The organism is Desulfovibrio sp. (assembly GCF_019422935.1).
Lineage (GTDB): Bacteria > Desulfobacterota > Desulfovibrionia > Desulfovibrionales > Desulfovibrionaceae > Desulfovibrio.
Genome location: NZ_JAHZCJ010000001.1, coordinates 595,020 through 607,992, shown reverse-complemented (window position 1 = coordinate 607,992; position 12,973 = coordinate 595,020). Strand labels below are relative to the sequence as shown.

9 protein-coding genes are annotated in these 12,973 nt (G+C 55.7%); 5 read left to right on the top strand and 4 right to left on the bottom strand.

Features of this window, described 5'->3' with window-relative positions:
• The first annotated feature begins 113 nt into the window (after nt 1-113).
• The 4 genes from QZ383_RS02560 to QZ383_RS02545 all read left to right on the top strand — a co-directional run bounded on the left by QZ383_RS02560 (nt 114) and on the right by QZ383_RS02545 (nt 2,529).
• Nucleotides 114-398: a hypothetical protein gene (locus QZ383_RS02560; protein ID WP_291442744.1), complete on the top strand. Its 285-nt coding sequence runs from the start codon at nt 114-116 to the stop codon at nt 396-398.
• Nucleotides 399-483: 85 nt separating this feature from the next.
• Nucleotides 484-780 carry a hypothetical protein gene (locus QZ383_RS02555; RefSeq protein WP_291442742.1) on the top strand — a complete coding sequence of 99 codons (297 nt, stop codon included), beginning with the start codon at nt 484-486 and terminating at the stop codon, nt 778-780.
• Complete coding sequence (locus tag QZ383_RS02550; RefSeq protein WP_291442741.1) at nt 780-1,526, top strand: endonuclease; 747 nt, start codon at nt 780-782, stop codon at nt 1,524-1,526. The genes QZ383_RS02555 and QZ383_RS02550 overlap by 1 nt, the downstream gene beginning before the upstream one ends.
• 40 nt (nt 1,527-1,566) lie before the next feature.
• The gene (locus QZ383_RS02545; protein WP_291442739.1) at nt 1,567-2,529 is read left to right on the top strand and encodes an HNH endonuclease signature motif containing protein; all 963 of its coding nucleotides are present in this window, start codon (nt 1,567-1,569) and stop codon (nt 2,527-2,529) included.
• 329 nt (nt 2,530-2,858) lie between these two features.
• Here QZ383_RS02545 and QZ383_RS02540 read toward each other — a convergent pair whose 3' ends face one another.
• The 4 genes from QZ383_RS02540 to QZ383_RS02525 all read right to left on the bottom strand — a co-directional run bounded on the left by QZ383_RS02540 (nt 2,859) and on the right by QZ383_RS02525 (nt 11,331).
• Nucleotides 2,859-6,470 carry an alpha/beta fold hydrolase gene (locus QZ383_RS02540; RefSeq protein WP_291442737.1) on the bottom strand — a complete coding sequence of 1,204 codons (3,612 nt, stop codon included), beginning with the start codon at nt 6,468-6,470 and terminating at the stop codon, nt 2,859-2,861.
• 599 nt (nt 6,471-7,069) lie between these two features.
• Nucleotides 7,070-7,483 carry an OsmC family protein gene (locus tag QZ383_RS02535; RefSeq protein WP_291442735.1) on the bottom strand — a complete coding sequence of 138 codons (414 nt, stop codon included), beginning with the start codon at nt 7,481-7,483 and terminating at the stop codon, nt 7,070-7,072.
• A gap of 322 nt (nt 7,484-7,805) precedes the next feature.
• Entirely contained in the window at nt 7,806-8,876 is a 1,071-nt protein-coding gene (locus tag QZ383_RS02530) for a 2,3-butanediol dehydrogenase (protein ID WP_291442733.1), read from the bottom strand.
• A 367-nt stretch (nt 8,877-9,243) separates the two neighbouring features.
• Complete coding sequence (locus tag QZ383_RS02525) at nt 9,244-11,331, bottom strand: sigma-54-dependent Fis family transcriptional regulator (protein WP_291442731.1); 2,088 nt, start codon at nt 11,329-11,331, stop codon at nt 9,244-9,246.
• A 394-nt stretch (nt 11,332-11,725) separates the two neighbouring features.
• Between QZ383_RS02525 and QZ383_RS02520 the strand changes: the two genes are divergently transcribed.
• Complete coding sequence (locus tag QZ383_RS02520) at nt 11,726-12,961, top strand: dihydrolipoamide acetyltransferase family protein (protein ID WP_291442729.1); 1,236 nt, start codon at nt 11,726-11,728, stop codon at nt 12,959-12,961.
• Nucleotides 12,962-12,973 lie beyond the last annotated feature (12 nt).

Genomic DNA, 12,973 nt, shown 5'->3' with positions numbered 1-12,973 from the left:
CTCCTTATTTTATACATGCTTATCCATTTTTTTGTAACAACTCTACCAAGCTGTACACTATTATTTTTGACACGCTATTTTCCCCGCGTTACGCACTGAGCATAGGAGGTTTTATGAAAACTTTCGCCACCGCTCTCCTCTTCCTTCTTCTCGCGGCCCCGGCCTTTGCCGACACCACCGCTGCACCTCAGACCATTACCGCCGACCAGTGCGCCACCACGCTCCAGCCTGACGATCTTCCAGGCATACTTGAGGCTGCCCGCGGCTGTTGCTCGCATCACGGCGGCATGTCCGACCAGTGCAAAAATGGCCGTGTTGTCTGCCGCGACGGATCTATCAGCCCGTCGTGTAAGTGCCGCGCGGACACAGACGCACACCCCAACGACAACAAGTCGTAGGGCTTACGTGGAGCGTGCCTCATCGCCTCCCCTTGCGCCAACGCATAGCGATTGATAGATAAACCAAAAAAGCTTGGGGGAGAGGATGAGAAACCTTATTCTGTTGGCCTGCTGCGTCTGGGCGCTTTCGGGCTGCGGCACTAAAGTCGGTGCTCCGTTAGAAATCCGGCCTAACGTGTACACCGTGGATATAGAAAGAACGCAGGCCCTTTTGAATGGCGCGCAGATGGATGCCAAACGGGATGCCATCAAGATCGCAAATGATTTCTGCGCCCAAAAGGGGAAGCGCGCAAACATCCTGACCATAGAAACACAACCGACGCCTGACGGCGCAACGGCTGCCATAACCTTTGAATGCGCCGCACGTCAGGATGGTGAGTAATGCGCAAACTTCTGCTCTCTGTCCTTCTTGCCGCTCTGCTACTCCCAGCTCTGGCCTTTGCCGCAGGCAACACGACCAACGACAGTTTTGCCCACTCAAAGAAGATGTTGTCGCAGGTCTACGCAGACCACCGCATAACATTTTACTGCGGCGCGACCTACGATGCCCAGGGCAACATTACCTTGCCCGAGGGCTTCACCACGCCGAAGCACGAGAAACGCGCTGACCGCATTGAATGGGAACATGCCTTACCCGCTGAAAACTTCGGCCAGGCCTTCCCCGAATGGCGCGAGGGTTCCCCTGAATGCGTGGACAACAAGGGCAAAGAGTTCAAAGGCCGCAAGTGCGCCGAGAAGGTCAACCCAGAATACCGCTTGATGCAGGCCGATATGTACAACTTGTTCCCGGCAATCGGCGCAGTTAACGCGATGCGGTCAAATTTCAACTACCAGATGCTTGCCGGTGAACCTGCGACCTTCGGCACGTGTGAGATGAAAATCGCAGACCGCAAGGCCGAGCCTCCGGCGCGCGCCCGTGGCCAGATCGCCCGAACATATTTCTACATGGCAGACTCCTACGGCCCCCGCTACCACATGAGCAGGCAGCAGGAACAACTCATGCAGGCCTGGGACAAGCAGTATCCAGTGGATAAATGGGAATGCACTAGGGCCAAGCGCATTGAAGCCCTACAGGGCAACGAGAACAAGTTCGTCAAAGAGCCGTGCGTTACCGCCGGCATGTGGTGAGCGAAATTTCGGCCAACCGCGCTAGCAAAGTGAGATAACCATGGCTTTTTGGTGGGTGAATCAGAATAAAAGCTCGGAATATGAAATAGCAGGCGGCTACCTCTGGTCGCCTAAACGCAAAAAGAACGGCGCCAAGAACTACTTCTATGACACCATGGCGGCCGTTGAGGTCGGAGATATCATTTTTTCCTTCTACAAGACAAAGATTCAACACCTTGGCGTTGCCACACACGCAGCCCTATCGACACACAAGCCAGTAGAGTTCGGCGAGGCAGGGAAAGATTGGGATAACGATGGGTGGCTGGTAAAAGTAGCATGGCACAAAATTCCTACGCCATTCCGCCCGGCTGATATGATGGAAACGATAGCTCCTTTGCTACCCCACAAATATGCTCCCCTTCAAACGAATGGCCGTGGTCTGCAAGGAGTGTATCTCACAGGCATTTCTGATGTACTGGCAACGGCATTGTTGGCCCCAATGCGGAATTTTGCCGAAGACATCATAAGCCTCGCCGCTACACAGCCACAAGACCCTACAATAGCCGACCAGATCCGTGCCGAGATGGAAGACAGAATGACTGAGGTTATTAACTCTAGCACCGAACTTAAACCGACTGAGAAGCAAGCCCTGATCATGTCGCGCCGCGGGCAAGGCAAATTTCGTGAGAGACTAGAGGGCATAGAACACTGCTGCCGCTTCACCGGCATCACAAATGCTCACCTGCTGCGGGCTAGCCATATCAAGCCTTGGCGTGACAGCAGCAATGCAGAGCGCCTTGATGGCAACAATGGATTGCTTCTTACGCCTGACTTTGATCATCTCTTTGATAAGGGGCTAATTTCGTTTGAGGATAATGGGACAGTTCTTATTTCAACCAAGGTATCACATAGAGACTTAGAAGCCCTCTGTGGCTATTCGCTGGTTGGAAAGAACGTCGGACCATTCTCAGCGAGGCAAGCAGTCTTTATGCTATACCATCGGGAGAGTGTATTTCAAAGGTAGCTCGGATTAACTGCCCAGAACCGGGCTTGAGGTGGGATTGTGTGCCCCAGACTTTGGGCACATGAAGTGGGCACATGAAATGGGGCAAAAGTGCTCAAAAAGTCATGTGCGCTATAAAATAAAGTTAATTATTTCATAATATTAATCATTCACCCATGCCCTTACAAGGCGGGGGCCACAGGTTCAAGTCCTGTACTGCCCACCAAATATGAAAGGGGTTATCCTTATGGATAGCCCCCTTTTTTGTATGTAAAAAACTCCCTTCCAGTCATACCTACAGCATAGCGCCCCCATGTGTGTGCCCACGCTGCGAAATGCTGATGTCCACCTCACCCCATCGACATTCCGCACTCATCTTCCTCTGTCGGCACACCTTCACCCTGCTGCCCAAAAAGGTCGCAGATATGCTTTGCCACGCCATCAGCAAGGCCGGGTGAAAGCATGCTTTGATGCGTGCCCGCCGTCCAGCGGAGGGTGATGTTTTTTTCAGGCAAAAAGCGGCTCCAGCCCTGATACTGGTCAGTAAAGTCAATGTAGGGATTACTGGCAAAATCCAACGCGCGAATATACAGAATGCGCAGATCAGACGGCGTTGGGTTGTCATAACGCGCTGCGGCAATGGCGTTGAGCCTGTACGTTTGCAACAGGTTTTCCATCTGCGCAGGGCTGAAATTAGGCGGCAGCAGTCCGGCTTTTTCGCCGCATTCCACCAGATACGTCATTCTCTCAGACCTGTTCATGCCACGCAGTTTGCCCGCATCAAAGGCCAGAGCTTCATGGAGCTGATTTTTCAACAGTTCCACATCATCCTTGGCTGCAAGCAGTTTGGCCCTGGTGTTGTCCAGCACCGTGTCCAGAATCAAGACCGGGCCAGGATCGCCCCCGCGCGTGGCGAACAGGCAGGCCGCCTCATAGGCAAGGAGGCCTCCGAAACTCCAGCCGCCAAAAACGATGTTCTCTGTGGCTACCTTAAGGATTTCATCCAGATAAATCGCGGCCAAATCCTGAACACCGTACAGCTCCGTATTCAGAGCAGTTTTTTCAGCCTGAAAGCCCGCAGGCTCCACAGCATAGAGGGTGAATCGCCCATCCAGCAGCCGGGCCAGATCGCTGTAGCAAAACACGCTGCCGCCCACTGGATGAAACAGAAAGAGGGTTTTGCCGCCTTCACCATGGCAAAGCTTGATAATGGGGCTAGTGCGCCCCCCAGCCTTGCCCTCTACAAGTTCGGCCAACCGTGCAATGCTGGAATGTGCCATCAGTTCATTGACTGCAATATGGACGCGCAATTCTTTTTCAATCATGGCAACAAGGCGCACAGCCATGATGCTGTGCCCGCCCATGCTGAAAAAACTGGCCTCCGCATCGCCTACATCCATACCTAGCAGCCGCTTCCAGATGGCGGCAAGCGTCTGCTCCACTGGCCCTTGCGGGCAGCGCCCTGCAATGGCCTCTGCCCTGCCCAGCGGGGACGGCAGTGCCCTTTTATCCACCTTACGGTTGGGCGAGAGGGGCAGCTCCAGCATTGGCACAATATAGTCCGGCACACAAAAGGGTGGCAACTGCTGCTCAAGATAGCTGCGCAAATCCACCGGATTCACGGCTCCTACTACATAGGCGGCAAGACTTTTGTCGTTGCCAGCCTGATAGAAATCCGCGACCACGGCCACCTGCCGCACACCAGGAAAGCTCCCCAAGGCCTTTTCCACCTCGCCGATCTCTACCCGGTTGCCCCTGATCTTGACCTGCTGATCCTCCCGCCCCCGATAGTATACTAGGCCGTTTTGAATAAAGCCATTGTCGCCAGTGCGATAGCAGCGCCGACCGGCATATTCGGTAAAAGCATCGGCGCTCACGCCATTCAGATAGCCGCGCGAAACGCCCGCGCCCGCGATCCACAGTTCTCCGGTTACAGAGTCCGGCACCGGGCGCTGATGTTTATCCATCACAAAAATACTCACGCCTTCAAGCGGCCTGCCAATGGGAAAGGCCGTGAAATCCGCATGATTGGCGCGGTCAATGCGAAAGGAACTGCTGTCTACCGTGCATTCTGTGGGGCCGTACACATTGAACAGCACCACCTCTTCGTTGCCGGGTATGGCATAAAATTTCTGAATGACATCTGGCCGCAGCACCTCGCCAGCCAGCAGCACACGCCTGAGCGGCAGGGGCTGGTGGCGCTCCTGTAAATAATCCACCAGCACATTAAAAAAGGCCGGAGTCATGTCGCAAAGGTCAATGCCTCTTTTGCGGGCGCAGGCACAGAATGCCGCAGGATTTTTGCGCTCATCGTCCGCCATGACATACAAGGGCTTGCCGCAAAACAGCGAAACCGCCAGTTGCTGGATGGACGCATCAAACGAGAGCGGCGCAACCAGCCCCACAGCGCTGCACCCTTCTGAGAATTCCCGCAGGGCATGGATTATGTGCAGGAGGTGGCGGTGTTCCACCACAACGCCCTTGGGCTGCCCTGTGGAGCCGCTGGTGTAGACAATATAGGCGGCTGCGTCCGGCCTGACTGCCGCAAGCGGGGCAACTGGGCAGGTCTCCAGATCCCTCAGGCCAAAGCTTTCTCGCATGGCTCTGGTTCCGTGGGGTCTGGCATCATGAGCGCTTCTGCAAATCTGCACGTCGTAACGAAAGGCATCCGCCTGATCATTGGCGGTGGGCGCAGAGGCCGCAGCGGGTGAAAATTTCACCTCAACTGGATATGGGCATTCTGCCGCCCAGGCACTGAAGAAACGCCGTGGTACAAACAACTCTGCCGAGCCCTCAAAACGCAGCAAGGCCGACTGATCGCCCGTGGCAAGGGCACGCTCCCTGATGGCTGCCCTCAGGTCGTCCTTGCGGTCCATATCGCGCACGGCACCAACAAAAATGCTGCCGCCTTCCGTGAGGCGCTCTACAGCGTGGTCAAGCACCCTGCGCAGATAATTGTAACCGGGAAAGCAATCCACAACGCCGTTGAGCACCACAAGATCAAAACGCTCATCTAAAAAGCAGATATCTATGGCTTCCATGCGATGGATGCTTACAGAAGCGTCACAAGGCAAGGCCTGCACCCTGTCCAGTTCATTTCTGGCAATTTCGACCGCCGCATATCGGCTGGAGGCAGAGGCCAGAGCCTGCGCCACCACGCCGGAGCCGCTGCCGATATCAAGCACGCTCTTGCCGCTTGGTTGTGCACTTCCTTGTGTGCTGCCGGGGCCACGGTAGGGGGGCAGACCTGTTTTTTGCAGCACGCTGTTCGCCATGCGCTCAAGCTGCGGCAGATCAAGAGAACGAGCATCCACATCGTCCAGCCAACCGTGATCGCTGCCCTGCTCTGCAAGGTGCTCCCAGTATTCCGTGCTGCTCAGACCGCCACTTTCCAGAGCATCCGCAAAATTTGGCGCGTCCAGGCAAAGCACGTGGGCAATATTGGGGTTGCGGTAGCGATGGTATTCCGCTTCGGCCAGTGAAGCCCTGTCCGTCACCAGCAACCGCACGAGTCTGAGCAGGGCTTCCTGCCTGGGGCGCGGCAGTTCACGCTCCACTGGAACATACACCGCACCGGCCCGCATGATGCCAATGGCGGCGGCAAGATACATGGCGCCGCGCTCGCACAGCACCCCCACTGCCACTTCCGGCCCGTAGTTTTGCGCCTGCACAAAGGCCGCTATACGCGCGGAAAAATTCTTCAGTTCCTTGAAGCTCAGGCTTATTCCGCCACCAGAAAGGGCGGGGCTATCCGGATTTTCTTCCGCAACGGAACAGAACAGGGCTTCAACGCTGGCCCATCTGTCAGACAAGCCGAGCAAACTGGATGAACACGGCATGGCATTGCCAGCAGCGGAGAGGCTCGAAGGCAACATGGCTGGCTGGCCTGCGGCAGCAGCTCCCGCCGGATTCTGAGCCGCCTTGTTCCTGGGCATCCCAAAGGTGATATCGGCAATTTTCATTTAGCGTTTTCCTCAATACCTTCCGAAAAGCTTATCTGATACTCCAGCTAGTCCTGCGCCGTCGCAAAAGCCACTTTCGGGGGGAGATTGTGGTTAAAACGCAGCATGATTGCGCTATCTATTTATGCACAAAGCAAAGCAGTGCCACCCCAGTTGATCCAGAGCGGCAACCTGCTTTATTCCTTTCTCTATCTAAGTCAGGAACAGTTATTTTTCAATGGGATACTTCGTGGAGGGGATAATTAGAAGCGCATATAACATAGCTCGGTAGAGGAGAACGCCAAGCCCAATGGCATGGATGAATCATGCAAACAGCCGCTAAAATTCCAGACCAAAACTGAAACCGCCGAAGCAGGAAAAACTTTGGGAGCAAAAAACTCCGCGCCAAGCTCAACCTGCACAAAAAATCCATTGACATGGCTCGCCCGCACACGGCTATGAACCAGCATGGCGTCCCGGCCCGACACATCGGACCGACTCTCAAAACCTGGACTGTATCCCTTGAATCTGGCGCAGATGCTGAACGTTCCGTATTTTTACCCGTCAGGGGCATGGCCACGGCAGCCAGCATTTCAGGCACTCCATACAGAGCAAAAGATCTAATCGTTCCATCGGAAGGTAAATACCTGCTCAACATCTGGATGCAGGCTGTGATGAACGCCGCAGGTATTTGCTGCCCGTTCCATTACCATCTTGTCCTTGCTGCTAAATCCCCGGTTGGGCATGTTGAAAACTATTTCGATTCTGCCTATGCGACTGGGCGCCTCGGTTGTCATGGCTTTAAAAACTTCCAGTGTTGTTCCGGTCACATCTAACCCATGATTTTCCGCATATGTTGCCAGCATGCTCATGGCGCATGAACACAATGCGGCTGCGCAGAGATCAGTGGGAGAAAATGCCTTGCCTGACCCTCCATGCTCAGGGGTTGGCGTGGTATAAATCTTGGTGCCGCTAAGATTATGAACAAGTTCCATCTGAAGATTACCAAGATATGTCGCGCTGATATTAGACATGCTTATTCCTCCATCGTGCAGTTAAAAAGAAAATTCATATTCTAAAATCATTATTTTTATGTTGCCGTGGCAACACAATTGCAAATTTCAATCTGGTTTGAATACCCGCAAGGCATTTTACCTGTAGCCATGCCGGACTGATCAAAAAAACAGCCAACGTTTAATACCCATACAAACTGCCAGACCGCATGCTGGTGCGCATGGGTGCATAAACGAACCGAGGGGTTCCGGACCGTTCCGCAACCCCTCTTTCATATCCTGCCGCGCATAAATAACTGTGGCAAAACAGCAGGATTATCCCTCAGATGCGCCGTCGGGCACGTCAGGGACGCACAAGTATCTTGATATTTTCGTCCTTGTTGTTGATCAGCTCAAGAAAGCCCTTTTCCATGATGTCTTTCAGCTCAATCTTGCCGGTGATGAGATTTTCCGCCTTGATGACGCCCTTGGCCATGAGCGCGGCAAGGCCCTTGAAATCCTCAATGGTGTAGGCCAGCGTGCCCATGACTTTTTTGTCCGTGCCGCTGAGGCTGAAAAAGTTGAAAGAACTGGGCTCTTCAAAAATACCCACGATGATGGCCGTTCCGGTGTTGCGCAGCACATCTATGGCCAGCGGCCCTGTGTGCTTGTTGCCGATACATTCAAAGGAAACATCAGCCCCGGAGCCGCCGGTCAGTTCTTTCACTTTTGCAACAGGGTCGCATTCCTTGGGGTTCACCACAATGTCCGCCCCGCACTCCATTGCTTTGGCAATGCGCGCACGGGACATCTCAAGCACAATAATCTTGCCGGCGCCAGCGGCTTTGGCTGCCATAATGGTGCCAAGGCCGATGGTTCCCGCCCCAAGCACCACAACATTGAGCCCCAAAATGCTGCCCGCCATACGCACGGCCTTAAAGCCCGTGGCCAGGGGTTCCATGACTGCTCCGGCCTCGGGCGAAACACCCTCGGGCATGATAAAGCACAATTCCGCAGGCACATTCACATAGGGGGCGAATGCGCCGTCATTGTGCAGGCCCGTAAAGGCAAGCTTTTCGCAAACATTGTAGCGCCCTTCGCGGCAAGGCTGACACTCGCCGCAGTGCTGGCAGGCATCTGGCGCAACCATGTCGCCAACCTTGACATTGGTAACGCCGCTGCCCACCGCCACAACCTTGCCGCTGAACTCGTGCCCGAGAATGACGCTCCCCTGCTTGCCCGTAAGCGGATGCGGGGCCTCGGTGGGAATGAATATGGGGCCAGCCAGGTATTCGTGCAGATCCGAGCCGCAGATGCCGCACCAATCAACCTTGATCTGAACCCAACCGGGAGCCGGAGCGGGGGGAACGGGTACAGTTTCAACGCGGATGTCTTTTTTGCCGTGCCAAACTGCCGCCTGCATGGTTTCCGCCATAACTGCCTCGCTTGTTAGATGTTGAATCCGAATGCTTCCTTCTTTGCACAGGTCATGCCGTAAAATCCGCGCCAGCAGCGGATGAGCGGACATACCCGGCAAGCCTTGCCCTGGCTCAATCGAGAAAAATTGCACATGCAGACAGGCATACCGCAGCCGCTGACACTGTTCTGAAGTGGAACAAGGCAAGGCTATCGTGGGCGGAAGTGGAACAGAGGAATCAGCAAGCCACTAGACGGTAAAATGCAGGCCAAGGCATACGCAGATGCCATAAAAAAGGCCTGCTCCAGACCATATGCGCCCATAAGTGGGGCTTACGGTTCAGAGCAGGCCGGGTTGTGGTAATCTGACAGGCTATTGTGGAAGACTAGCCTTCGGGAACAATCTTGCGCAGTTTGGCGTACAGGGTGTTGCGGCCGATGCCCAGGGCCTTTGCGGCCTGAAGCATGTTGCCGTTATAATGCTTCAATGCGCAGCGGATGACCTTGGCCTCCTGATTGTCCAGGTTAAAATCGGTCATTCCGGGCAGGGCCGCCGCGGCTTGCCCGTCCGCTTGCCCGCTGGCGGCGTCTGTTCCATCCGCACAAGGCTGCAAATGCGCAGGCAGATGTGCGGGCAAAATACAGCCGCCCTGCGCCATGTTGACGGCAAATTCCACGCTGTGCACAAGCTGGCGCACATTGCCGGGCCAGTCGTAATCTTCCATCACGCGCAAAGCCTCGGCAGAAAAACCGCCAAAAGGATGCCCATAGGTACGGCACAGGCGTTTGCAATGGTATTCTGCAATGACCGCGATATCTTCCCTGCGTTCGCGCAAAGGGGGAATCTCCAGGGCAAGCACATGGATGCGGTAAAACAGATCTTCACGAAACGCGCCCGAAGCCATCAGTTCGTCAAGATTGCGGTTGGTGGCCGTGACCAGCCGGAAATCAACCATTCTGGTCTGCTTGCCGCCCACCCGTGTGACGCAGCGGTCTTCCAGAGGCCGCAGCAGGTTGACCTGCATTTCCAGCGGCATTTCAGAAATTTCATCCAGAAACAGAGTCCCCTTGTCGGCTAGTTCAAACTTGCCGGGACGCCCCTTTTCCACTGCTCCGGTAAAGGCTCCCCGCTCGTAGCCAAAAAGTTCGCTCTGGATAAGCTCGCGCGGCAAAGCCCCGCAGTTCACGGCCACAAACGGCCCTTCGGAACATCGGCTGGCCTTGTGGATGGCCCGTGCAAACAGTTCCTTGCCCGTGCCCGTTTCGCCCAGCAGCAAAACCGCCGCAGGGCTTTTGGCCATATGCCGTGCCTGCTCAACTGTGCGGGTCATTTTTTCGCTACGGTAAACAATATCGCCAAAGGGGCGTGTGCCTTCGCGGCGCGGAATATGCGGCACAGGGGCAATGGGCGCGGGGCAGGTCTCTACTCCGGCCTGAAGGGTCACAAGAGTGTAGCGCGCTTCTGACCTGCCCGTCATGAAGGGCATGGCGCAGGCTGTAAGGGAAGAATTGGTCAGGCAACGCAGGGGAACACCCTCGGGTTGGCCGCCCTTTTCCGCCTGCTGACGCGCATACAGGGTGTAGTCAAAAAAAGCCTCGGCGCGCCCGCCGCGCACATCGCCGCTAAAGCCCAGCAGGCGCTCCGCCTGCGCATTGGCATAGGTGATGATGCCGCCCTCATCCACCATCAGCACGCCAATGGGCATGGAACTGAAGAGCGTACTGAGAAGCGTGCGGGATTTGTTCTCCATGCTGCTCAGAGAGGCGTTGAGCAACAGGCGTTCTATCTCGCGGGCAGCGCCAACGGCCAGCCACAATGCCTGACGGTGATCGGCGCTGGTTGGCCCGGAAATGTCAAAACAGCCCCACAGTTGCCCAAAGGGCGTGAAAATGGGCGCGGCAGAACAGCCCCAGGCCTGATGGCTGCTGCAAAAATGCTCTTCGCCCATAACCTGCGCTGGCATGCCGTCAGAAAGGGCCAGACTTATGGCGTTGGTTCCCACGCTTCTTTCAGACCATACCGCGCCAGGGCCAAAGTAAAGCTGGTCTGCCTGAAGCAGCACCTCCTTGTTGCCGCAGGTGCGCAGCAACCGGCCATTGGCCTCGGATACCGTCATGAGCAGGCCTTTGTCCTTGATCTGCTCATACACCTGACGTTCCACGCCAGCCGCCAGCTCCGCGTATATTTCGGCCTGGGCGTTGATCTGGCTCATGGGCGTAAATTCCGCGCACTTGGGCAGCAGCGGATCCACCCCCAGATCGCGGCAACGCATCCAGGAGGCCGCAATGGGCCGGGGCAGGCTGTCATCAACAATCCTGCCGGTTCTTATAAAGGATTCCCAGGTTTCCCGCCGATTCGCTCTTGGTGCGCCGCTATAGCTGTTGAACAAAAACCCCGTGCGGTTGACGCCTTCCGCCAGCAGGGGTTCCTGCCGCATTTCAAAGACATCGCCATTTCTTTGCAGAACATACATGACTTATCTCCCGGGCGCGCACGCCCTCTCAACAAGCATGCCGGTTCGCTGGCCTCTCCACTTTAAAAAGGCCACCTGCCCCACTTCTGAATAATGCGACCCCGCAGCTTTGTTTTAAGCAATAGCACCGTCCGTGAAAAAATGGAATAGCTCTTTGCGCATGGCTACATTCATATTATGTCTAAAAAAACAACTCCATGAATTTTTTGTATATTGTAGTGTATCATAACTGGTCTTACAGAACAGCGTTATGTTCGATTTTGGAACACTATCAAATACACACACAAAGTGTTTTTTAAATTATTCATTTATTATCACCTGTTATAAAGTGGTATCAGAGTTGCAATCCAGTAGGCATAAACGCATGCGCCACATCGGCGCAAGGAGGTAGCGGATGGCCTACGAAGTGCAGATGCCCAAATGGGGCCTCACCATGAAAACAGGCAAGATAGCGCGCTGGCTTGTGGCCGAAGGCGGTGCGGTGGCAGTGGGGCAACCTCTGCTGGAAGTGGAAACAGACAAGATCACCAACGTGGTCGAGTCTCCGGCAGGCGGCGTGCTTTTGCAGATTGTCAGCCCGCAGGGCGAGGTTGTTCCGGTCATGCAGGTTATCGGCATCATCGGCGAATCGGGAGAGGCCGTGGCCGCACCGGCCGCCAGTGCCGCAGCGGCAGTGTCTGCCGATTCCCCGGCACCCGCAGCATCCGGAGCAAAGGTGCAGAATGCTCAGGCCGGCACGGCGCAAGGAGAAGTCCGCGCCATGCCCGCAGCCCGCAAGGCCGCCAAAGAGCTGGGCGTTGATCTGGCAACGGTAACGGGCACAGGGCGCGACGGTATTGTTACAGAAAAGGATGTTCGCGCCGCCCACGAAGCAGCCGCAAAAGCCCCGGCCCCGGTCAGCGCCGCCCCGGCGCAACCCTGCTCCACCCCTGAGGCTGATGCGGACGAAGTCATCCCCATGGACGGCCTGCGCAAGCTCATAGCTGACAACATGCAGGCCAGCCTGCAAAACGCGGCGCAACTGACCGTTTTTGTGGAAGCCGACGTTACTGAAATGGTTGCCCTGCGCGACACCATGCTGGCCCGCAACAAAAAAGATCCGGAATACCGCCTCTCGTTCAACGACATCATCGCTTTTGCCGTGTGCCGCGCACTCAGGCAGCACCCCGTCATGAACACCACCCTACAGGCAGACGGCGTCCACATGCACAAACATGTGAACCTTGGCATCGCCGTTTCGCTCGATACGGGCCTCATTGTTCCCAACGTCAAGAATGCGGACACGTTCAGCCTTGAAGAACTCAAGGCCAAGGTGCGCGATGCCGCCAGCCGTGCCCGCAAGGGCGGCCTCTCCATGGACGAGATTTCCGGCGGCACCTTTACCATTTCCAATGTGAGCATGCTTGGCGTGGATGGCTTTACCCCCATCCTCAATCCGCCGGAAACAGGCATCCTCGGCGTTGGCCGCGTGGTGGAAAAGCCGGGCGTCTTTGAATGTCAGGTCTGCGTGCGCAAAATGATGACCCTTTCCCTCACCTTCAACCACATGGTCACCGATGGCGGCCCGGCCATGAGCTTCCTGCGCACCCTTGCGGACATGCTTGAACAGCCCGTGCGCATGCTGGGCTAGCCAGCGGAGGAA